Origin of the sequence: Faecalibacillus faecis, from assembly GCF_003024675.1 — a bacterium.
GTDB classification, from domain to species: domain Bacteria; phylum Bacillota_I; class Bacilli_A; order Erysipelotrichales; family Coprobacillaceae; genus Faecalibacillus; species Faecalibacillus faecis.
This window is the reverse complement of the sequence record NZ_PYLP01000005.1, coordinates 81,619-103,278: the sequence shown is the minus strand read 5'-3', so window position 1 is coordinate 103,278 and position 21,660 is coordinate 81,619. Positions and strand designations below refer to the sequence as shown.

Here is a 21,660-nt window from a genome sequence, read left to right as displayed (position 1 = left end):
ATGTTAACTTTTTTGAAGAATGTATTCAAAAAGGGTGAACTTCGTCGAAAAGTCATTTTCACACTTGGAATTTTATTCGTGTACCGTTTAGGTGCAGGAATTACAATTCCAGGTGTTGATGTAGGTTCATTAAGCAGAAGTGATGCTACAAATGGTATTTTCGGAATCATGAATTTACTTGGTGGAGGTACCTTAGAAAGGTTTTCACTTTTCGCATTAGGTGTTTCACCATACATTACATCATCAATTATTATTGAATTATTATCAATGGATGTAATCCCAGCGTTAACTCGCTGGCGCAAAGAAGGTAACACTGGTAAAAAGAAAAAAGACCGTGTTACGAGAGTATTAACATTATTATTAGCTGCATTACAAGGTGGGGTTTTAACTTATGCCTTTGATACAAGTTATAATATTTTAGTTGATAACTCAATCTGGTCATACATTTATGTAGTGCTTATTATGATGGCTGGAAGTATGTTCGCAATTTGGTTAGGTGATCAAATTACTCAAAAAGGGATTGGTAATGGTGTTTCATTATTGATCTTCACTGGTATCGTGTCAAACTTACCAAATGCATTCTTAACAACTTATGATAACCTCGTCACTTATGATAGTGGAATGTGGTTAGATATAGCTTGGTATGTATTATTTGTTGTGGTTTATTTATCAATTGTTGTCTTCGTAGTCTTTACTGAAGGTGCAATTAGAAAAATCCCAATTAATTATGCATCTAGTACAAGTGTAACAATGAGAACAAGAGAACAAACACATATGCCTATTAAAATTAATAGTTCAGGTGTGTTACCTGTTATCTTTGCTTCTTCAGTACTAGCAGCACCAAGAACAATTGTAAGTTTTATGAAAACAACAGATGTAACAAAAATGATCAATACAATATTTAATTATCAAGAACCAATTGGTTTCTGCTTATATATTCTAATGATTGTTGGATTTACATTCTTCTATTCTAACTTACAAATTGATGCTGAAAAAATTAGTGATGATTTGAAGAAAAATGGTGGTTCAATTCCTGGCGTAAGAACAGGTATTGAAACAAAGAACTATATTAAAAAAGTTCTTAACCAAGTTACTGTTGCTGGATCACTTACTTTATGTATTATCGCAGCAATTCCAATTATTACTCCAATTATTTGGACACAAACAGAAAATGCAAGCCTTTCATTAGGTGGAACTGGTTTGATTATCGTAACTGGGGTTGCACTAGAAACAGTAAAACAAATCAAAACATATATTACTAGAAAAGAATATCATGGTTATATTCGTAAATAATAATGATTTCTTTTATGGATTCATGAATATCTAAAGAAGATAATTAATTTTGAAGAAGCAGTTATCAAAGTTAAGAAGTTATTTATATAACGTCTTTAAGATATGATGAAAGCCTGGAGGTTTAATAATGATAATTACTAAAGATGATAGAGAAATAGAATTGATGACTGAAGCAGGTCGAATTGTTGCTTTAGTTCATGAAAAATTAAAAGAAGTTATTGTGCCGGGAATAACTACTAGTGAAATTGATCAAATTTGTGATAAAATAATTAGGGATCATGGTGCAACACCTTCCTTTCTACATCTTTATGGTTTTCCAAATAGTGTTTGTACTTCTGTTAATGAAGAAGTAGTACATGGAATACCAAGTAATAGAAAGCTAAAAGATGGAGATGTTATCTCAGTTGATGTAGGAGCTTGTTATAAAGGATATCATGGTGATAGTGCTTGGACTTATGCTGTTGGACATGTATCTAGCGAAACTGCTCGTTTAATGAATGTTTGTGAAAATGCTTTATATGCGGGCTTAGCTCAAGTTAAACCTGGTATAAGACTTTCGGATATTTCACATGCAATTGAAGAATATCTTACAGAGAATGGTTGTACAACACCACTAGATTATACAGGTCATGGTATTGGTACAAGTGTTCACGAAGATCCAGCAGTTCCTAATTATGGCGCACCTGGAAGAGGACCAAGACTAAAAAAGGGAATGTGCTTAGCCATTGAACCAATGGCTCATTTAGGAAAGAAAGAAACAGTTACTCTTGATGATGGATGGACTGTTATCACAAAGGATCATTCATTAGCTGCTCATTATGAACATACAATCGTTATCACTGATGACGGTTATAGAATTCTTACAAAACTTTAATAAAAGGAGTTGAAGAACGATGGCAAAAAAAGATGACGTTATTGAAGTTGAAGCTACAGTTTTAGAAACATTACCAAATGCGATGTTTAAAGTAGCTTTAGAAAATGGAGTGGAAATTCTTGCTCACGTTTCTGGTAAAATCCGTATGCACTACATTCGCATTTTACCGGGGGATAGAGTTACCGTTGAAATATCTCCATATGATTTAACACGTGGGCGAATTACATTTAGACATAAATAAAAAATCTTCCAAAAGGAGGTAGACAGGATGAAGGTAAGACCATCTGTAAAACCAATGTGTGATAAATGCAGAGTAATTAAAAGAAAAGGGCGCGTAATGATTATTTGCGAAAACCCAAAACATAAACAAAGACAAGGTTAGTATTTAGGAGGAAAAATTATGGCTCGTATTGCAGGTGTAGATATCCCACGTGATAAACGTGTTGTTATCTCATTAACTTATGTATATGGTATCGGTAAATCAACAGCTAAAGAAATCTTAAAAGCTACTGGTATCAGCGAAGATGTAAGAGTTAAAGATTTAACTGAAGAAGAAATTACAAAAATCAGAAAAGAAGTAGAAAAAATTAAAGTTGAAGGTGACTTACGTAGAGAAGTTCAATTAAACATTAAACGTTTAATGGAAATCGGAAGCTACAGAGGTATGCGTCACCGTAAAGGACTTCCTGTTCGTGGTCAAAAAACTAAAACTAATGCTAGAACTCGTAAGGGTAAAGCAAGACCAATCGCAGGAAAGAAAAAATAATAGGAGGTTGAAAGGAAATGGCTAAAGTAAAACAAACACGTGGTAAAAGACGTGTAAAAAAGAATATTGCAAAAGGTGTAGCACACGTTCATTCTACTTTCAATAATACTATTGTAACTATTACTGATGAACATGGAAACGTATTAACTTGGTCAAGTGCTGGAGCTTTAGGTTTCAAAGGATCAAGAAAATCAACACCATTTGCTGCTCAAATGGCATCAGAAGCTGCAGCTAAAGCTTCTATGGAACATGGAGTTAAAACTGTAGATGTAAACGTAAAAGGTCCAGGACCAGGACGTGAAGCAGCAGTTAGAGCTTTACAAGCTGCTGGATTAGAAGTTACTTCAATTAATGATGTAACACCAATTCCACATAATGGTTGTCGTCCACCAAAACGTCCTCGTGGATAGTATTATTGTAGTAAACTAAAATACAAAAACATTCCTATAGAGGAGGGAACATATGCATAAATTCGAAAAAGCAAACTTTAATATAGATCAATATGATGAAACTGAAAATTATGGAAGATTTGTCATTGAACCACTTGAAAGAGGATTTGGAACTACTTTAGGTAATGCCTTAAGAAGAGTTTTACTTTCTTCTTTACCTGGTTCTGCCGTTTATGCAATCAAAGTTCAAGGAGCTATCCATGAATTCTCTGCAATTGACGGTGTTGTTGAAGATGTAACAACAATGATCTTAAATTTAAAGAAATTAGTTTTTGATGTAGATAGTGAAGACACTGCTACTATGATTATTGATGTAAAAGGTCCTGCTACTGTAACTGGTGCAGATATCCAATGTCCAGCTGAAGTTAAAATGATTTCAAACGACTTGGTAATTGCTCACGTTGCAGAAGGTGGTCATTTATACATGGAATTATTTGCTAAAAAAGATCGTGGATATGTATCTGCAGATCAAAATAAAGTAAATATTAACACTATTGGTGTTATTCCAACAGATTCAATTTTCTCACCAATTGAAAAAGTTGCTTACTCTGTAGAACCAACTCGTGTTGGGGAAAGTGCTAAGTATGATCAATTAGCTTTAGAAATTGAAACTAATGGTTCATTAAAACCATTTGAAGCTATTTCATTAGCTGCAAAAGTTTTAGTTGAACATTTAAATATGTTTGTTGAATTATCTGATAAAGCTATGAACATGGAAGTTATGTCAGAAGCTCAAAGTGATACTACTAATAAAGTTTTAGATATGACAATTGAAGAATTAGACTTATCAGTTCGTTCATACAACTGTTTAAAGAGAGCTGGTATTCAAACAGTTCAAGATCTTGCTTCTAAATCAGAAGATGATATGATTAAAGTAAGAAACTTAGGTAAAAAATCATTAAAAGAAGTAAAAGAAAAATTAATTGAATTAGGTTTAGGATTTAAACCTATCGATTAATTTGAAGAAACTCGAAAAGGAGCGTTAATCTCATGGCTAAAAATAGAAAATTAGGACGCACTTCAGATATTAGAAAATCTATGTTACGTAGTTTAGCTACTGAAGTTATTGTATACGGAAAAGTTGAAACTACTGTAACAAGAGCTAAAGAAGTTCGTAGTGTTGTTGATGAATTAATTACTTTAGGTAAACGTGGAGACTTACATGCAAGAAGACAAGCTGCTGCAGATATGCATAAAGTTGTTGATGAAGCAACTGGAAAAACAGCTGTTCAAATCTTATTTGATGACGTTGCACCTAAATTCAAAGATGTTAATGGTGGATATACTACTATCTTAAAAACATATAACCGTAAAGGTGATAATGCACCAATGGCAATCTTATCATTAACTAAGTAATGATTATTTGGACTGAAGAAATTCAGTCCTTTTTTATTTGACTTGTTTCATCATTAATTATAGAATTAACTAAACGCATTCATGAGGAGAAAAAAATGGAAAATATAATTAAGGTAGAAAATTTATGTTTTGAATATGAGCCTGGGTTAAAAACAATTCACAATATTTCTTTTCAAATAAAAAAAGGGGAATATGTGGCGATATTAGGACATAATGGAAGTGGTAAAAGTACAATTGCTAAGTTATTGATTGGTTTATTAGAAAAAAAATCAGGTAATATCATTATTGATCATAAAGAATTGAATCTAGAAAATCTCTATAAAATAAGAGAAAAAATCGGAATTGTCTTTCAAAATCCAGATAATCAATTTATTGGTGCCACTGTGCGAGATGATATTGCTTTTGGTTTAGAAAATATTTGTATTCCACGCGAAAAGATGGATGAACTTATTGAACGTTATGCTAAAAGAGTACGTATGGATCAATTTTTAGATCATGAACCTACAAAATTATCTGGTGGACAAAAGCAACGTGTAGCTATTGCTGGAATTCTTGCTATGAGTCCTTCTATTATTATTTTAGACGAATCTACAAGTATGTTAGATCCTCGTGGGAGAAAAGAAATCAATGAATTGATTAGAGAACTTAAAGAAGATAAAGAAATGACCATTATTTCTATTACTCATGATATTGAAGAAGCTAAAAATGCAGATCGTATTTTATTATTAAATAAAGGTGAAATTGTTGGTGATGATCAACCTGAAACACTATTAATGAACGAAAAGCTTTTACTAGATTTACATTTAGATACACCATTTGCTTTAAAAGTATCACGTAAGCTTAAAGCTCAAGGTATTCAAATAAATGAAACATTAAACGTTGAAGAATTGGAGAAACAATTATGTCAATTACATGCAAAAATTTAAGTCATATTTATGGTGAAAAAACACCTTTTGAATATTATGCACTTAAAAATGTGAATTTAGATATTCAAGAAGGAAGTTTTACTGCAATCATAGGACAAACCGGGAGCGGAAAATCAACATTTATTCAACATATTAATGCTTTATTATTACCTACAGATGGGCAAATAACAATTGATAAATATACGATTTCATCGAAAGAAAAACCAGAAAAATTAAAACAATTACGTAAAAAATCAGGACTTGTTTTTCAATTTCCTGAATATCAATTATTTGAAGAAACCATTGAAAAAGATATTATTTTTGGACCTATGAATTTTGGTACAAGTGAGGAAGAAGCAAAAGAAATTGCTAAAAAAGTAATTAAAATGGTTGGCTTAGATGAAACCTATCTTCAAAAATCGCCTTTTGATTTATCAGGAGGACAAAAAAGAAGAATTGCGATTGCAGGAATTTTAGCAATGGATCCTGATATTTTGGTTTTAGATGAACCAACAGCAGGATTAGATCCTCAAGGGATTAGAGAAATGATGGATTTATTTAAAAGTATTCATCAATTAGGAAAAACAGTCATTTTAGTAACACATGATATGAATCACGTTTTAGAATATTGTAATGAAGTTATTGTAATGAATGAAGGCTGTGTTGAAAGAAAAGGAAAAGTTAAAGATGTTTTTAAAGATAGTGATTATTTACTTAATTTAGGAATAGATTTACCTCTTATTACAAATATGATTATTGATTTAAATAAAAAAGGTTTTCAGCTAGATACATCGATTAATAATATTGATGATTTAGTAGAGGCGTTAGGTGGTGAACTTCATGGATAATATGACATTTGGAAAATATATACCAGGGAATTCACTTATTCATCGTTTGGATCCTCGATTAAAAATATGCACAGTTCTTATATTTTTAATTGCTGTCTTTTTTGATGTTGGATTTATCGGTTATGGTATTCTTGCAATCTATGTATTAGTGTGCATTCTTTTATCAAAAATTAAAGTATCTCATATATTAAAAGCAGTTAAACCAATGGTTTTTATGATGCTCTTTTTAATGATTTTTAACATTTTCTTATTAAAAACAGGAGATGTACTTGTAAAAATAGGAAGTATTTCAATTTATTCAGGAGCTTTATTACAAACAGCCTATATTTTTATAAGACTTGTTTTGATCATTACCTTAACAACGCTAATGACATCAACAACAAAACCGTTAGAGTTAACACTCGCAATTGAAAATTTATTAAATCCTTTAAAAAGATTTCATTTTCCTGTTCATGAGCTTGCTATGATGATATCGATTGCTTTAAGATTTATTCCAGATCTTTTAGATGAAGCAAAACGTATTATGAAAGCTCAAGCCAGTCGAGGGGCAGATTTTAACGAAGGATCATTTATGGAAAAAATAAGATCAATTATTTCTCTTATTATTCCCTTATTTATCTCTGCCTTTCAAAGAGCAGAAGATTTAGCAAATGCTATGGAAAGTAGAAATTATAACCCAGAAGCAAAACGTACAAAATACAAAATATTATCTTGGCAAACAACAGATACGCTTGCTATGAGCGTTTCAATTATTGTATGCGTTAGTGTGGTTATAATGAGTTTTATGTAATGAATCGAATTAAATGCATTGTTAGTTATGATGGAAGTAAATTTCATGGATTTCAAGTACAAAATAAATTAAGAACAGTACAAGGAGAAATCCAAAAGGCAATACATAATATTTGTAAAGATGAAGAAATTGTTATTCATGCTAGTGGACGCACAGATGCAAAAGTTCACGGAAGAAAACAAGTATTTCATTTTGATACAAAACGTGATATGCCAGAAAAACAATGGAAAAGAGCAATCAATCATTTCTTACCAAATGATATTTATATCTTAGATAGTTTTCTTGTAGATGATGATTTTCATAGTCGCTATAGTGCTACCAAGAAAGAGTATCATTATCTTTTAAGTATGAATGAATATTCACCTTTTGAAACAAATTATATTTATCAATATGGAAAATCATTAGATATAAAAGCAATGAAAGAAGCCGCAAAAATCTTCATTGGTGAACATAACTTTGCTTCTTTTTGTGCCATTGATCCTTATGGAAATACCATTAGAACGCTTTATCACCTTGATATTATTGAAAAAAATGGCATTGTAACTTTTAAACTTATTGGTAATGGTTTTAGAAGATATATGGTAAGACATATTGTTGGTGGACTTATTCAAGTAGGAGCACATCGTATAGATAAAGCAAAGCTAGAAGAACTTTTAGAAAGTAAAGGCGAAAAGAAATGTTTATTTAAAGCAAAACCTCAAGGACTTTATTTACATGAGGTTTTCTATGAATAATTACCATACACATACCTATCGTTGTGGGCATGGCTATGGAAGTGAAGAAGATATGGTAAAGGCAGCAATTGATTTAAACATGCAAGAATTAGGTTTTTCTGAACATGTTCCTTTACCTTTTTATCGTTTATTCCTTTTAAAAAGTTTGCCACATACCTTGGGCTCACTTCATTCTTTTTTATCTTGGTGTAAAGCATTTATATTGAATGGTCCAGGAATGCGTATGCCTTATAAAAAAAGAAAAGAACATCAAAAAGTTGTACAAGAATTAAAGCAAAAATACAAAAATCAAATAACGATTTATCAAGGTTATGAATGTGAATACTTTAAAGAATATCTTGATTACTATCAAAGGCTTCTAGATAATCAGGAAGTAGATTATTTAATTTTAGGAAATCATTTTGATCGTTATCCAATACATTCTTATTATTATGGAAAAAAGAAAGTCGATGATGAAATGTTGAAACATTATCAACAAGATGTTATAAAAGCTATTCATACAAATCTATTTTCTTATATTGCTCATCCTGATTTATTTATGATGGGAAGAAATAAGTTTGATGACTTATGCAAAGAAGTCTCTCTTGCTATTTGTAAAGAAGCTAAAAAATATGATGTACCTTTAGAAGTTAATGCGGGTGGTATTCGTAAAGGTCTTGTTTGTCGAAATGATGAAATGGTTTATCCTTATAATAATGATCATTTCTTTCATATTTCCCAGGAAATTGACAATAAAGTGATTTTAGGAATCGATGCACACCATCCTCAACAATTTAATACAAAAGATATTGAATTATTAAATCAATTTGTTGAAAAACATCATTTAAACAAAATAAACAAATTAACTTTTAAAAAAGGTAATTCTCATTAAAAGAGTAATTTTCTTTTTTTGTTTTCATCAATATTTAAAAATGGTAAAATGGAGATACAAAGGAGAGTACTTATGGCAAGAAAATGTATTGAAAAGTATTTAGAAACACATAAAAGCAACTATATTGGTAAATATAGATGTCATAGTGCAGTACAAACAAAAAAATTTGAACATAAATTTCATTATTATATTTTAGACATTCAATTTAAAGCCATTGATGTTTTTGTCACAATTGATTACTCAGGAGAAGAAATTGTTCCAACATTTTCTGTAAATCTTCACGAACAGGAACAAGAATATATTATAAAAGATGCTTTAAATAAAATTCTTTATTTTAACAAATTTAAAACAATCTTACATTGTCATGTTTTTGAACATTTTATTGAAACGCATGCTGTTGATACGATCCTCGAACCTTTAGATTATCGTAATATTTTAGATTATCTAGAATATCATTCTGGTACAAATCAAGAAACAGTTGATGAGTTTTATACATTTTTTAATCCTTATCTTGATCGATTACTTTATAATAAAAATTATAAGAAATTCATGGATTCTATTGCTTTACTTTTAGACAAGATTCTCTATGAATATGAATGGGATGGTGTTAACGCAAAATATTTAGATACAGAATATCAATTCCATTTAGATTATTTTAAAGAAATCATAAAAAAAATGAATCAACATGTAGATGGATTCTTTAAACATACTAAAGATGAAATGTTAGAAATCTTTGGTAGAGTATGCCAAATGCCACGTTTTACATTATCAATCATTAATGAATTTGGAAACTTTATTTTAGGCAATGATGAACTTGCATCAAAACTTTTTATCTATTGTGACAAGTTATGTCCAGAACATTTAAAAAATAACATTGTTATTGATTATTTAAAATCTCTTTATTTAAATAATCATGATCTTTATATTGAAGCTTGCGAAAATATCTTAAGATTTGTCATGAATGATGTTCTTACATTCGCAAATCATGACTTACAAAAAGAAATTGGTAATAAAATTGTTACAAAAGAAGGGTATGATTTACTCATAGATCTTTTCTCAAAGGACTATAATACATTTTTATTTGTATGTTTCCCTATCTCAACATTCCCACCAGAGTATAAAGAGATTATGAGACTGGAACTAGAAAAAGCGATTCGTTTTTATGCAGCAAGAATGAATCATGATGAATATCGTTTAACTTCATTTGAACAAGTCGCAAATATTAATCGATTATTAATGGAAGAATTTAAGGAGGTATACGGTCATGGTAAAGAATAAAAACGCAGTTAAAGGATTACTTGTATTAGGAGGTGTTGGAACAGCAGCAGTTTCAGTTTATACGATTTCTAAAAAGTATGCTAAAAAATTACTTTATAGACATCATAAACAAGAAGATCGTCCAAGTATCTTAGAAGCAAAATACAGTAGTAAAAATATTACAATTAAAAATGATCAAGATATTCAATTAAGAGGAATTTTAATTCCAAAAGAAAATTCTCAAGAAACAGTCGTTATTTTACATCCATTTGGATTACAAGCAAAAGACATGCAACTTTATGTTCCTTATTTTGAAGAACATTTACCAGAAGCACAAATTCTATTAGTTGATGCGTGTGCTCATGGACAAAGTGATGGTTATATTAGAGGTTTTGGTATCAAGGATATCAATGATCTTGTTTGTTGGAATAACTATCTTTTAGATACTTATGGAAAAGATCATAAGATTTTACTTTATGGTAAAGAACAAGGGGCAAATACTATTTTAAATGCAGCAGGTAAACATGTTTTAAAAAATGTTAAAGCAATTATTTCAGATGGAGCTTATACATCTCCATATGATATTATTGGTTATCGCTTAGAAGCAGATTATAAGATTTCAAAATATCCTGCAATTTCTATTATTGCGCGACATATTAAAAAAGCTGTTCATATTGATTTAAAAGAAAACACAGCCAAATATGTTAGACACAATGATATTCCTACACTCTACTTCCATGCTAAAGAAGATGAATTTGTACCACTTAAAATGGTTTATCCTCTTTATAATAAAAATAGAGGGGAAAAAGTATTGTTTGTCTTAAAAGATGAAAAATACTTATATGAACTTGTTGAAAACGATGACTTTAAACAAACATTAAGTCAGTTTATCAAAAAATATATGAAATAAGGAGAAAAAAAATGTATTTTAAAGAAACAAAAGGGTTTCCTAAGGATTTTCTTTGGGGAAGTGCATCAGCTGCTTACCAAGTAGAAGGTGGCTGGGATGCAGATGGTAAAGGTGTTTCCAACTGGGATCAATTTGTAAGAATTCCAGGAAAGACTTTTAAAGCAACAACAGGTGATAAAGCGGTTGATCACTATCATCGTTACAAAGAAGATGTAAAGTTGATGGCAGAAATGGGATTGAAAACATATCGTTTTTCAATTGCTTGGACACGTATTTATCCAAATGGTAATGGTGAAGTCAATGAAAAAGGTTTAGAGTTCTATGATAATCTTATCAATGAATTATTAAAATATGGAATTGAACCAATGGTTACAGTTTATCATTGGGATATGCCACAAGCTTTAGAAGACCAATATCACGGATGGGAAAGCAGAAAAATCGTAGATGATTATGTAAATTATGCAACAACATTATTTAAAAGATATGGTGATCGTGTAAAATATTGGATTACAATGAATGAACAAAATATTTTTACAGGACATGGATGGTTAGAAGGAATGCATCCACCAGGAAAAGTAGATGATATGAAAACATTCTATCAAGTCAATCATCATGCTAATATTGCTCATGCAAAAAGTGTTATTGCTTTAAAAGAACTTTATCCAGAAGCGAAAGTAGGAGCTTCATTTGCTTATAGTCCAAGTTATGCTTATGATCGTAAACCTGAAAATGCAATGGCTAAAGCGGATTATGATGATTTACAAAACTATTATTGGATGGATGCATATGCTTATGGACGTTATCCACGTGCGGCTATTCAATATTTAAAATCATTAGGATGTGCGCCTGTTTTTGAAGAAGGCGATGAAGCCCTTATGAAAAAAGCAGCTTCACTTATTGATTTCATGGGTGTGAACTATTATCAAACATGTGTTGTTGAATTTAATGATATTAATGGTGTTGGTAGTGATCATACAATGAATAATACTGGTAAAAAAGGAACAGCTAAAGTTCAAGGTGTACCTGGTCTTTATAAAAAACCACAAAATGAATTTTTACCAACAACTGATTGGGATTGGACAATTGATCCAATGGGAATTAGAATGTGTTGTCGTGAAATTACTTCACGCTATGATTTACCAATTGTTATTTCTGAAAATGGTTTAGGTGCCTTTGATAAATTAGAAGATGGACAAATTCATGATCCATATCGTATTGATTATTTAAAACGCCATATTGAAGAACTTAAAAAAGCATGTGATGATGGTTGTCGTGTACTTGCTTATTGTACATGGTCTTATACAGATTTATTAAGCTGGTTAAATGGTTATCAAAAACGTTATGGTTTTGTTTATGTAGATCGTGAAGAAGATGAAAATTCAGGTACATTAAACAGATATAAAAAAGATTCATATTATTGGTATAAAAAAGTTATTGAAACAAATGGAGAAGAACTATAGGAAACATCGTTTCCTATTTTCTTTAGGGGGTTAAGATGTATAATTTTGCAAGTGACTATTTAGAAGGGGCACATCCTAAAGTGATGGAAGCCTTGAATCAAACAAACTTTGTACAAACAGTAGGCTATGGGGAGGATGAATACTGTCAAAAAGCAAAAGATAAAATCAAAAAGATATTAAACAATGAAAACGTGGATATTCACTTTTTAGTAGGTGGAACCCAAACAAATATGATTATGATTTCTTCTGCTTTAAAAGATTATCAAGCAGTTATTGCGGTTGATAGTGGGCATATTAATGTGCATGAAACAGGAGCTGTTGAATTTACCGGACATAAAGTTTTAACGAAACCACATCAAGAGGGTAAAATCAATTGTGCAATGATTGAAGAAATTGTAAGTGGGCATACTGATGAACATATGGTACAACCTAAAATGGTTTATATTTCACAAACAACGGAATATGGAACATATTACACATTAGATGAATTAAAAGAAATTTATCAATGTTGCCAAAAACATCACCTTTATCTATTTATTGATGGAGCCAGACTTGGTAGTGCACTTGTTTTAAATGATGCACCAACCTTACAAGAAATGGCTATGTATAGTGATGCTTTCTATATTGGTGGTACCAAGATGGGAGCTTTATTTGGTGAATGTTTAGTAATTATCAATGATGAACTTAAAACTGATTTTAGATATCATATTAAACAAAAAGGGGCTATGCTTGCTAAAGGAAGATTGTTAGGTGTTCAATTTGATGCTTTATTTGAAGGTGATCTTTATTTAGAAATTGGAAAACATGAAAATGAATGTGCTAATATTTTAAAAGAAGGTTTAAAGAAAAATGGTTACTCAATGTATATTGAAAGTCCATCAAATCAATTATTTCCAATCATTGATCATGAAACGTTGAAAAAAATTCATCAAAAATATATCACAACACCAATGTTTGAAGTCGATGAAAATCATTCCTGTATTCGCCTTGTTACATCATGGGCAACCTCTAAAGAAGTATGTTATGAATTTGTGAAAGATTTAGAAAAGTAAAGAACGTATTTTATTGTAAATACACGTATAAAGTAGTAAAATAATTCTAGGATTTAATCCTAGATTTCAAGAAATGGAGATTAAAAAAGATGAATAAAACTGAATTAGTAGAAGCAATTGCTTCAAGTACAGAATTAACAAAAACTGATGTAGATAAAGTAGTTACAGCATTAGTAGACGTTGTAACAGATGCTCTTGCTAAAGGAGATAAAGTTTCATTAAAAGGATTTGGAAACTTCGAAGTACGTACTCGTAGTGAAAGAACTGGTAGAAACCCAAGAACTGGTGAAACAATGACAATCGCTGCAAGTAAAGCTCCTGCTTTCAAAGCAAGCTCAGCATTAAAAAAAGCTGTAAATAAATAATTCAATTATAATAGAAAAACCGATGATTTTATTCATCGGTTTTTGCATCTTGGATTGTAATGTTTAATTGGTAGTTATCTTTAATTTCTGGAATAGCCTGTAAGTAAGTTGTGAGAGTTTGCACAACTTTTTCTTTTGACTTTGTAAGGATTCCATTAGATATAGCATCTTTTTCATTTTTCTTTTTTTCTTTTGTTGCAAAAGATTTATAATCATTAATACTTATTTGATTAAAGATATTTGAAGATTCATCATAGACTTCAATTGAGTTTTCATCAATTTCATGACTTAAAATCTTTGTAGCAGGTAAAGTAATATTTAAATTATTTTGATCTATATCTACTTTAGCTTCATCTAAATTAATTCCTGCTTTAATTGTACCATCATATGTAATAATAAAGTTCTTTTGAGTAAGAGGAATATCCCAACCATTGAAAGAAAGTTTATTAGAAAATTTACCAACCTTACTATAATCATAAGAATAAACCGCAAGTTCATTAATTTCAGTTAATTGATTTCTAATTGTTGTTGAAGTAATCTTATCATTTTCTTTACCATCCGCAAATTTCATGCCAGCAAAGAAAATAGCTACAATACATAAAAGAATTGCGATAATTCCACCAATTGCCTTTTTTGATTTTCCAAGTGTATCTAATACTTTCATATCATCACCCGACATCATTATATCATAAATAACAAAAAAGGCTCTATTTACAGAACCTTAAATGTTTATTATTTTACGATTTTACCGTAAACTTCTCTACCACAAGCAGCTGCATTGCTTTCATCTGTATCAATGTGCATTGCTGTAGCATATGAAGCGCTTACACGACAAACAACATCACCAAAAATCAAAGAACGTCCTTCAGTATTGATTTCAACTTTAACGATTTCTTTATCTTTAACACCAAATTTTTCAGCATCTTCAGGTGTTAAGTGAATATGTCTTTTAGCGGCGATGACACCACATGGGATTTCTACTTCACCAGCAGGTCCAACAAGTTTGCATCCAGCAGTTCCTTCGATATCTCCTGATTCTCTAATTAAGGCTTGAACCCCAATGCTTCTTGCATCTGTTAAAGAAATTTCTACTTGAGTTTTTTTTCTAGTAGGTCCTAAAACAGACATATTTAATTCTCCTTTAGGTCCAATTACTTTTACTCTTTCAACACAAGCAAATTGACCTGGTTGAGATAAATCTTTTTTATTTGTTAATTGATGACCTTCACCAAATAAAGTTGCTAAATCTTTTTCACTTAAGTGAATATGTCTAGCAGAAGTTTCGACAATAAACATATCTTCCATATTTTTCTCCTCTTTCCATATTAATACTATCTTTATTCTACTCTTTTTACTCTTTATTTCCAATAAATTAAAAAAATTTTAAAAATTTTTCATTTACAAACTGAAATAAATTTATTAAATTAGTAAAAAAAGATTATCAAAACAGTGATAAAACATTAAAAAATGTATACAATCCGCTTACTTTTTAGAAAAATCCTAAAAAATACCAAAGTCTTTACACATATTACTAAATGTGCTATTCTAACTATACTAAAAAAGGAGGGAACCTTTATGAACAAAGAAAATCGAGGTTTATATGATCAGTCATTTGAACATGATAACTGCGGAATAGGGGCCGTTGTTAACATCAAAGGATTAAAAACTTATAAAACAGTGGATGATGCTTTAAAAATTGTTGAACAATTAGAACATCGTGCAGGAAAGGATGCCGCTGGAGAAACAGGAGATGGTGTTGGAATTCTGACACAAATTCCTGATGATTATTTCCAAAAAGTTATTAAAGAATTTCAATTACCTAAAAAAGGAAATTATGGGGTTGGTATGTTCTTTATGCCACAAGACGAAAAAATTCGTTTACGTGTGAAAAAGATGTTTGAAACAATTGTAAAAAAAGAAGGACTCATTTTTTTAGGATGGCGTGAAGTACCTACAGTACCTAAAGTATTAGGGAAGAAAGCACTTGATGCAATGCCATTTATTGTCCAAGCTTTTGTAGAAAAATCAAGTGATGTAGAAGCAGGATTAGATTTTGATCGAAAACTTTATCAAGTAAGAAGAATCTTTGAACAAAGTCAATTTGAAGATACGTATGTTTGTTCACTTTCAAGTCGTACAATTGTTTATAAAGGAATGTTCTTAGTTCAACAATTAAGACTATTCTTTAAAGATTTACAAAACAAAGATTATAAAAGTGCGATTGCTTTAGTTCACTCACGTTTCTCTACGAATACAATGCCATCATGGAGAAGAGCACATCCAAATAGATTTATTGTTCACAATGGTGAAATCAATACAATTAAAGGAAATGCCAATAATATGTTATGCCGTGAAGAAAACATGGCAACAGATGCGGTCGATACTACAAAAGTTTATCCAGTAGTAGACGTTAATGGTTCCGATTCAGCAATGTTAGATAATACTTTAGAATTCTTAGTTATGTCAGGGATGGAATTGCCACGTGCTGTCATGATGTGTATTCCAGAACCTTATGAAAATGATAAAAGTATGTCACAAACAAAGAAAGACTTCTATGAATATAATGCGACATTAATGGAACCTTGGGATGGACCAGCTTCAATCTTATTTAGCGATGGAGATATCATGGGGGCTATCTTAGATAGAAATGGTTTAAGACCATCACGCTATTATATTACTAAAGATCATTATCTTGTCTTATCTTCAGAAGTAGGTTCATTAGATATTCCCGCAAGTGATATCGTCTTAAAAGAAAGATTAAGACCAGGAAAAATGTTACTTGTCGATACAGTCAAAGGCGAACTTATTGAAGATGATGTTTTAAAAGAAACATATGCTATAAAACAACCTTATGGAGAATGGTTAGAAAGCAATTTAATTAATTTAAAAGATATGCGTATTCCTAGTGTGCGTGTAGAAAGATATGAAGGGGAAGAACTTACAAAACTTCAAAAAATTCATGGCTATAGTTATGAAGATACAAACTATATTAAAAACTTAGCACTTACAGGAAATGAAAATATTGTCGCAATGGGAAATGATACACCAATTGCTGCTTTATCAACAAAACATCCACCATTATTCAATTACTTTAAACAATTATTTGCTCAAGTAACCAATCCACCAATCGATGCGATTCGTGAAGAAATCATTACTTCTACAAGTATTTGTATTGGTCGTGATGGAAATATGTTGGAAGATAAACCAGAAAACTGTCACTTATTAAAAATCAATCATCCTATTTTAAGTAATACCGATATTTTAAAAATCAAAAACTTGAAAAAAGAAGGATTTAAAGTTGGTGAAGTGAATATTACTTATATCAAAAACACATCTTTAGAAAAAGCTATTGATCGTGTCTTTGTAGAAGTAGATAAACGTTATCATGAAGGATGTAATATTGTTATCTTATCTGATAGAACAGTTGATGATAACCACTTACCAATTCCATCATTACTTGCTGTTGGAGCTGTTAACTCATATTTAGTAAGAACAAAAAAACGTAATAGTTTAGCTTTAATTCTTGAATCTGCTGAACCAAGAGAAGTCCATCATTATGCAACTTTACTTGGTTATGGAGTTTCTGCTATCAATGGTTATTTAGCTCAAGATACAATCTTTGATTTAATCAATCAAGGTTTATTAAATAAGGATTACTATGCAGCTGTTGATGATTATAATAGTGGTATTTTACATGGTATTGTTAAAATTGCTTCTAAAATGGGTATTAGTACAATTCAATCTTATCGTGGATCTCAAAACTTTGAAGCAATTGGATTATCAAGTGATTTAGTCAATAAATACTTCCCAAAAACAGTAAGTCGTATTGAAGGAAAAACAATTAAAGATATTGAAGCCGATGTAGAATATCGACATAATCAAGTTTATGATCCATTAGGATTAGATGTTGATGTTACTCTAGATAGTGCTGGAGATCATAAAGAAAGATCAGGAAAAGAAGAACATCTTTATAATCCAGCAACAATTCATAAATTACAACAAGCTACACGTTTAGGTGATTATCAATTATTTAAAGAATATTCAAAAATGATTGATGAAGAAGGATCTCATTTAAATTTAAGAGGTCTTATGAAATTTAAAAAGACAAAATCTATTCCAATTGATGAAGTAGAACCTGTTGAATCAATTGTTAAAAGATTTAAAACAGGAGCAATGTCTTATGGATCAATTTCAAAAGAGGCTCATGAAACAATGGCTATTGCGATGAATCGACTCCATGGTAAATCAAACAGTGGAGAAGGTGGAGAAGATCCAGAAAGATTTGAAACACTTTCTAATGGTGATAGTAAATGTTCTGCCATTAAACAAGTGGCTTCAGGACGTTTTGGTGTTACGAGTGAATACTTATGTAGTGCTAATGAAATTCAAATCAAAATGGCACAAGGGGCAAAACCAGGAGAAGGTGGACACTTACCAGGTGGTAAAGTTTATCCATGGATTGCTAAAACAAGACATTCAACACCAGGAGTAAGTTTAATTTCACCACCACCACATCATGATATTTATTCAATTGAAGATTTAGCGCAATTAATTTATGACTTAAAAAATGCGAATAAAGATGCACGTATTTCAGTCAAACTTGTATCTGAAGCAGGAGTTGGTACTGTTGCAGCTGGTGTTGCTAAAGCCGGTGCGGGTGTTATCCTTATTTCAGGATATGATGGAGGAACCGGAGCTGCTCCTAAAAACTCTGTTTACAATGCTGGACTTCCTTGGGAACTTGGTTTAGCTGAAGCTCATCAAACCTTGATTATGAATGATTTAAGAAGTCGTGTTGTTATTGAAACTGATGGTAAATTAATGACAGGTAGAGATCTTGCAATTGCGACATTACTTGGGGCAGAAGAATTTGGTTTTGCGACAGCACCGCTTGTTACGATGGGATGTGTTATGATGAGAGTTTGTAACTTAGATACATGTCCAGTTGGAGTTGCTACACAAAATCCAATTTTAAGAAAACGTTTTAAAGGTAAACCTGAATATGTGGAAAACTTTATGCGTTTTGTTGCTCAAGAATTAAGAGAATACATGGCTCAACTTGGTTTTAAAACAGTTGATGAAATGGTTGGTCGTAGTGATTTATTAGAAGCAAGAGATGATATTGAAAATATTGATTTATCAAGAATCTTAAATAATCCATATACTTCTAGTAAACATAGTCATCATGAAAAAAATAATGAATATGATTTCAAACTTAATGAAGTAAAAGATACAACAGTACTTTATAAACAATTAAAAGATGCATTAGATAAACATCAAAATAAAGAAATTGATGTCCGTGTGACAAATATTGATCGTTCATTTGGTACACTCTTTGGATCTGAAATCACAAAGAAATATGGAACTTCTTTAGAAGAAGATACTTTTAAAGTTAATTGTTATGGAGCTGGAGGTCAATCATTTGGTGCCTTCATTCCTCAAGGTTTAACATTACATCTTTATGGAGATAGTAATGATTACTTTGGAAAAGGATTATCAGGTGGTAAATTGATTGTTGTTCCACCAAAAGATTCTACAATTACACCAGAAGATAATATTATCATTGGTAACGTTGCTTTATATGGAGCAACTTCGGGTGAAGTTTATATTAATGGGGTTGCAGGTGAAAGATTTGCTGTACGTAACTCAGGAGCTCATGCCGTTGTTGAAGGTATTGGAGATCATGGTCTTGAATATATGACAGGTGGTATGGTTGTTGTTCTAGGAAAAACAGGACGTAACTTTGCAGCTGGTATGTCTGGAGGTATTGCCTATGTTTATGATCCAGATAATACATTCTATGAACATGTTAATAAAGAACTTGTAGAATATAAAAATGTGAAGTCACGTTATGATGAAGATCAATTAAGAGAAATGATTCAAAAGCATTACAAATACACAAATTCAAATGTAGCAAAGAAAATCTTAGATGATTTTGGTAATGAGGTTGCTCACTTTAAAAAAGTTGTTCCTCATGATTATAAGCGTATGATGTCACTTATTAGTTCATTTGAACAACAGGGACTTACAAATGAACAAGCAAAAGTAGAAGCATTTAATGCTTTTAAGAAAGGAATGTAGATTATGGGAAAGCCAACAGGATTTTTAGAAATAGAAAGACAAGTATCAACAGAAATTGAACCATTAAAACGTATTAAAAACTTTAATGAATTTCATAAACCATTATCTCGTGATGAACAATCATGCCAAGGGGCTCGATGCATGGATTGTGGAGTTCCTTTCTGTCAAAATGGAAAAGTCATTCAAGGAATGGTATCAGGTTGTCCACTTAACAACTTGATTCCTGAATGGAATGACTTGATCTTCCATAAAAATTATAAAGCAGCCCTTAAAAGACTTCTAAAAACAAATAATTTTCCAGAATTTACCTCACGTGTTTGTCCTGCTTTATGTGAAGCAGCCTGTACATGTGGTTTAAATGGAAACTCTGTTACTGTAAGAGAAAATGAAAATGCCATCATTGAAACAGCCTATGCTTCTAATTGGATGCAACCACAACCACCAAAACATCGTATTGATAAAAAGATTGCGGTTATTGGCTCAGGGCCTTCAGGACTTGCAGCAGCGGATCAATTAAATAAAAGAGGTTACCAAGTAACTGTTTTTGAAAGAGAAGATCGTATTGGTGGATTATTAATGTATGGTATTCCAAATATGAAACTTGAAAAACATATCATTGATCGCCGTGTGCATTTAATGGAAGAAGAAGGTGTTGTTTTCAAAACAAAAGCAGGTATTGAAACAAAAAAACAAGTTCAAGAACTTTACAAAGAATTTGATCGTGTTGTTTTAGCTTGTGGAAGTAAAAAAGCAAGAGATATACAAGTACCTGGTAGAGATGCTAAAGGAATTTACTTTGCTGTAGATTATCTTACAAGAATTACAAAATCATTACTTAATAGCCAATTAGAAGATAAGGATTTTGTTGAAACAAAAGATAAAAATGTTCTTGTTATTGGTGGTGGAGATACAGGAAATGACTGTGTTGGTTCAGCCATCCGTTTAGGATGTAAATCAGTTATTCAATTAGAAATGATGCCAGAACCACCCCATGAACGTTTAGATTCAAATCCATGGCCAGAATGGCCTCGTGTTAAAAAGACAGATTATGGACAAAATGAGGCCATTGCTGTTTTTGGAAATGATCCACGTCTTTATCAAACAACAGTTAAAGAATTTATCAAAGATGATAAAGGAAATATCAAACAAGCTATTATTGTTTCACTTGAATCAAAACAAGTTGAAGGTCGCAGACAAATGGTTCCTGTCAAAGGAAGCGAAAAAACACTTGATGTTGATGTTGTTTTAATCGCAGCAGGTTTCATTGGGTGCGAAGACCATGTTGCTAAAGCATTTGATGTAAAACTTACACCACGAGGAAATGTGGCTGATGAAAATTACCAAACAAATCAAAATCAACTTTATGTTGCTGGTGATATGCGTCGAGGACAATCTCTTGTTGTTTGGGCAATAAGAGAAGGACGTGAAGTTGCACGTGCTGTTGATGAAGATTTAATGGGATATTCTAATTTATAGAATATCAAAATAGACTCACAATCATTTTTAGAAAGCCTTGAGGAAACTCAAGGTTTTCTTTTGTAAATAGAATTTACAAGGCATTCATTTTATAAGGATAATTTTGTGAATATTCTTTTAAATGAAATGAGGAAGTTTCTCGCTTAGAATTCTTATGATATAATGTTAAAAAA

General features: G+C 31.1%; 22 protein-coding genes. 20 read left to right on the top strand and 2 right to left on the bottom strand.

Going from position 1 to position 21,660, the window contains the following annotated elements; translation table 11 throughout:
• The 18 genes from secY to C7U55_RS05920 all read left to right on the top strand — a co-directional run bounded on the left by secY (position 1) and on the right by C7U55_RS05920 (position 13,930).
• The gene (secY, locus tag C7U55_RS06005; RefSeq protein ID WP_106987795.1) at positions 1-1,293 is read left to right on the top strand and encodes a preprotein translocase subunit SecY; all 1,293 of its coding nucleotides are present in this window, start codon (positions 1-3) and stop codon (positions 1,291-1,293) included.
• Positions 1,294-1,420: 127 nt separating this feature from the next.
• Complete coding sequence (gene map / locus C7U55_RS06000; RefSeq protein ID WP_048925124.1) at positions 1,421-2,167, top strand: type I methionyl aminopeptidase; 747 nt, start codon at positions 1,421-1,423, stop codon at positions 2,165-2,167.
• A 19-nt stretch (positions 2,168-2,186) separates the two neighbouring features.
• Entirely contained in the window at positions 2,187-2,408 is a 222-nt protein-coding gene (infA, locus tag C7U55_RS05995; RefSeq protein ID WP_022001368.1) for a translation initiation factor IF-1, read from the top strand.
• Positions 2,409-2,435: 27 nt separating this feature from the next.
• Entirely contained in the window at positions 2,436-2,549 is a 114-nt protein-coding gene (gene rpmJ / locus C7U55_RS05990; RefSeq protein WP_022001369.1) for a 50S ribosomal protein L36, read from the top strand.
• An 18-nt stretch (positions 2,550-2,567) separates the two neighbouring features.
• Entirely contained in the window at positions 2,568-2,933 is a 366-nt protein-coding gene (gene rpsM, locus C7U55_RS05985) for a 30S ribosomal protein S13 (protein ID WP_048925123.1), read from the top strand.
• A gap of 17 nt (positions 2,934-2,950) precedes the next feature.
• Entirely contained in the window at positions 2,951-3,343 is a 393-nt protein-coding gene (rpsK, locus tag C7U55_RS05980; protein WP_048925122.1) for a 30S ribosomal protein S11, read from the top strand.
• Positions 3,344-3,395: 52 nt separating this feature from the next.
• Complete coding sequence (locus C7U55_RS05975; protein WP_106987794.1) at positions 3,396-4,340, top strand: DNA-directed RNA polymerase subunit alpha; 945 nt, start codon at positions 3,396-3,398, stop codon at positions 4,338-4,340.
• 32 nt (positions 4,341-4,372) lie between these two features.
• Positions 4,373-4,738: a 50S ribosomal protein L17 gene (gene rplQ / locus C7U55_RS05970; protein ID WP_022001373.1), complete on the top strand. Its 366-nt coding sequence runs from the start codon at positions 4,373-4,375 to the stop codon at positions 4,736-4,738.
• 95 nt (positions 4,739-4,833) lie between these two features.
• Entirely contained in the window at positions 4,834-5,664 is an 831-nt protein-coding gene (locus C7U55_RS05965; protein ID WP_106987793.1) for an energy-coupling factor transporter ATPase, read from the top strand.
• Complete coding sequence (locus C7U55_RS05960) at positions 5,640-6,491, top strand: energy-coupling factor transporter ATPase (RefSeq protein ID WP_106987792.1); 852 nt, start codon at positions 5,640-5,642, stop codon at positions 6,489-6,491. Before C7U55_RS05965 ends, C7U55_RS05960 begins: the two co-directional genes overlap by 25 nt.
• A complete protein-coding gene (locus C7U55_RS05955) occupies positions 6,484-7,281 on the top strand; it encodes an energy-coupling factor transporter transmembrane component T family protein (RefSeq protein ID WP_106987791.1) in 798 nt (265 codons plus the stop codon). Before C7U55_RS05960 ends, C7U55_RS05955 begins: the two co-directional genes overlap by 8 nt.
• Positions 7,281-8,015 carry a tRNA pseudouridine(38-40) synthase TruA gene (gene truA / locus C7U55_RS05950; RefSeq protein WP_106987790.1) on the top strand — a complete coding sequence of 245 codons (735 nt, stop codon included), beginning with the start codon at positions 7,281-7,283 and terminating at the stop codon, positions 8,013-8,015. Before C7U55_RS05955 ends, truA begins: the two co-directional genes overlap by 1 nt.
• Positions 8,008-8,886 carry a histidinol-phosphatase gene (locus C7U55_RS05945; RefSeq protein WP_106987789.1) on the top strand — a complete coding sequence of 293 codons (879 nt, stop codon included), beginning with the start codon at positions 8,008-8,010 and terminating at the stop codon, positions 8,884-8,886. The genes truA and C7U55_RS05945 overlap by 8 nt, the downstream gene beginning before the upstream one ends.
• A 72-nt stretch (positions 8,887-8,958) precedes the next feature.
• Positions 8,959-10,164: a hypothetical protein gene (locus C7U55_RS05940; protein ID WP_106987788.1), complete on the top strand. Its 1,206-nt coding sequence runs from the start codon at positions 8,959-8,961 to the stop codon at positions 10,162-10,164.
• The gene (locus C7U55_RS05935; protein WP_106987787.1) at positions 10,151-11,053 is read left to right on the top strand and encodes an alpha/beta hydrolase; all 903 of its coding nucleotides are present in this window, start codon (positions 10,151-10,153) and stop codon (positions 11,051-11,053) included. The genes C7U55_RS05940 and C7U55_RS05935 overlap by 14 nt, the downstream gene beginning before the upstream one ends.
• Before the next feature lie 11 nt (positions 11,054-11,064).
• Positions 11,065-12,513, top strand: a complete 1,449-nt coding sequence (locus tag C7U55_RS05930; RefSeq protein WP_106987786.1) for a glycoside hydrolase family 1 protein — start codon at positions 11,065-11,067, stop codon at positions 12,511-12,513.
• Between the two features lie 35 nt (positions 12,514-12,548).
• Complete coding sequence (locus C7U55_RS05925) at positions 12,549-13,565, top strand: threonine aldolase family protein (RefSeq protein WP_106987785.1); 1,017 nt, start codon at positions 12,549-12,551, stop codon at positions 13,563-13,565.
• An 89-nt stretch (positions 13,566-13,654) separates the two neighbouring features.
• A complete protein-coding gene (locus C7U55_RS05920) occupies positions 13,655-13,930 on the top strand; it encodes an HU family DNA-binding protein (protein WP_048925113.1) in 276 nt (91 codons plus the stop codon).
• A 28-nt stretch (positions 13,931-13,958) separates the two neighbouring features.
• Here C7U55_RS05920 and C7U55_RS05915 read toward each other — a convergent pair whose 3' ends face one another.
• On the bottom strand, positions 13,959-14,594 hold the full coding sequence (locus C7U55_RS05915) for a DUF4230 domain-containing protein (protein ID WP_106987784.1): 636 nt from the start codon (positions 14,592-14,594) through the stop codon (positions 13,959-13,961).
• A 68-nt stretch (positions 14,595-14,662) separates the two neighbouring features.
• Positions 14,663-15,235, bottom strand: coding sequence for a PduL/EutD family phosphate acyltransferase (locus C7U55_RS05910; protein WP_106987783.1), 573 nt, complete (start codon positions 15,233-15,235; stop codon positions 14,663-14,665).
• A gap of 270 nt (positions 15,236-15,505) precedes the next feature.
• On the opposite strand from C7U55_RS05910, the gene gltB reads away from it, so the two are divergent.
• Together gltB and C7U55_RS05900 are read left to right on the top strand one after the other, a co-directional pair.
• Positions 15,506-20,011, top strand: a complete 4,506-nt coding sequence (gene gltB / locus C7U55_RS05905) for a glutamate synthase large subunit (RefSeq protein WP_106987782.1) — start codon at positions 15,506-15,508, stop codon at positions 20,009-20,011.
• Between the two features lie 3 nt (positions 20,012-20,014).
• Complete coding sequence (locus tag C7U55_RS05900) at positions 20,015-21,487, top strand: glutamate synthase subunit beta (protein WP_106987781.1); 1,473 nt, start codon at positions 20,015-20,017, stop codon at positions 21,485-21,487.
• Positions 21,488-21,660 lie beyond the last annotated feature (173 nt).

What these genes read in the sequence shown, in the direction of transcription:
- C7U55_RS05965 (WP_106987793.1), top strand. Translation starts at nt 4,834, where the DNA reads ATGGAAAATATAATTAAGGTAGAAAATTTATGTTTTGAATATGAGCCT.
- C7U55_RS05925 (WP_106987785.1), top strand. Translation starts at nt 12,549, where the DNA reads ATGTATAATTTTGCAAGTGACTATTTAGAAGGGGCACATCCTAAAGTG.
- C7U55_RS05920 (WP_048925113.1), top strand. Translation starts at nt 13,655, where the DNA reads ATGAATAAAACTGAATTAGTAGAAGCAATTGCTTCAAGTACAGAATTA.
- rpmJ (WP_022001369.1), top strand. Translation starts at nt 2,436, where the DNA reads ATGAAGGTAAGACCATCTGTAAAACCAATGTGTGATAAATGCAGAGTA.
- rpsM (WP_048925123.1), top strand. Translation starts at nt 2,568, where the DNA reads ATGGCTCGTATTGCAGGTGTAGATATCCCACGTGATAAACGTGTTGTT.
- C7U55_RS05975 (WP_106987794.1), top strand. Translation starts at nt 3,396, where the DNA reads ATGCATAAATTCGAAAAAGCAAACTTTAATATAGATCAATATGATGAA.
- C7U55_RS05940 (WP_106987788.1), top strand. Translation starts at nt 8,959, where the DNA reads ATGGCAAGAAAATGTATTGAAAAGTATTTAGAAACACATAAAAGCAAC.
- C7U55_RS05945 (WP_106987789.1), top strand. Translation starts at nt 8,008, where the DNA reads ATGAATAATTACCATACACATACCTATCGTTGTGGGCATGGCTATGGA.
- C7U55_RS05955 (WP_106987791.1), top strand. Translation starts at nt 6,484, where the DNA reads ATGGATAATATGACATTTGGAAAATATATACCAGGGAATTCACTTATT.
- gltB (WP_106987782.1), top strand. Translation starts at nt 15,506, where the DNA reads ATGAACAAAGAAAATCGAGGTTTATATGATCAGTCATTTGAACATGAT.
- map (WP_048925124.1), top strand. Translation starts at nt 1,421, where the DNA reads ATGATAATTACTAAAGATGATAGAGAAATAGAATTGATGACTGAAGCA.
- C7U55_RS05900 (WP_106987781.1), top strand. Translation starts at nt 20,015, where the DNA reads ATGGGAAAGCCAACAGGATTTTTAGAAATAGAAAGACAAGTATCAACA.
- C7U55_RS05935 (WP_106987787.1), top strand. Translation starts at nt 10,151, where the DNA reads ATGGTAAAGAATAAAAACGCAGTTAAAGGATTACTTGTATTAGGAGGT.
- rplQ (WP_022001373.1), top strand. Translation starts at nt 4,373, where the DNA reads ATGGCTAAAAATAGAAAATTAGGACGCACTTCAGATATTAGAAAATCT.
- C7U55_RS05910 (WP_106987783.1), bottom strand. Translation starts at nt 15,235, where the DNA reads ATGGAAGATATGTTTATTGTCGAAACTTCTGCTAGACATATTCACTTA.
- C7U55_RS05930 (WP_106987786.1), top strand. Translation starts at nt 11,065, where the DNA reads ATGTATTTTAAAGAAACAAAAGGGTTTCCTAAGGATTTTCTTTGGGGA.
- secY (WP_106987795.1), top strand. Translation starts at nt 1, where the DNA reads ATGTTAACTTTTTTGAAGAATGTATTCAAAAAGGGTGAACTTCGTCGA.
- infA (WP_022001368.1), top strand. Translation starts at nt 2,187, where the DNA reads ATGGCAAAAAAAGATGACGTTATTGAAGTTGAAGCTACAGTTTTAGAA.
- truA (WP_106987790.1), top strand. Translation starts at nt 7,281, where the DNA reads ATGAATCGAATTAAATGCATTGTTAGTTATGATGGAAGTAAATTTCAT.
- rpsK (WP_048925122.1), top strand. Translation starts at nt 2,951, where the DNA reads ATGGCTAAAGTAAAACAAACACGTGGTAAAAGACGTGTAAAAAAGAAT.
- C7U55_RS05960 (WP_106987792.1), top strand. Translation starts at nt 5,640, where the DNA reads ATGTCAATTACATGCAAAAATTTAAGTCATATTTATGGTGAAAAAACA.
- C7U55_RS05915 (WP_106987784.1), bottom strand. Translation starts at nt 14,594, where the DNA reads ATGAAAGTATTAGATACACTTGGAAAATCAAAAAAGGCAATTGGTGGA.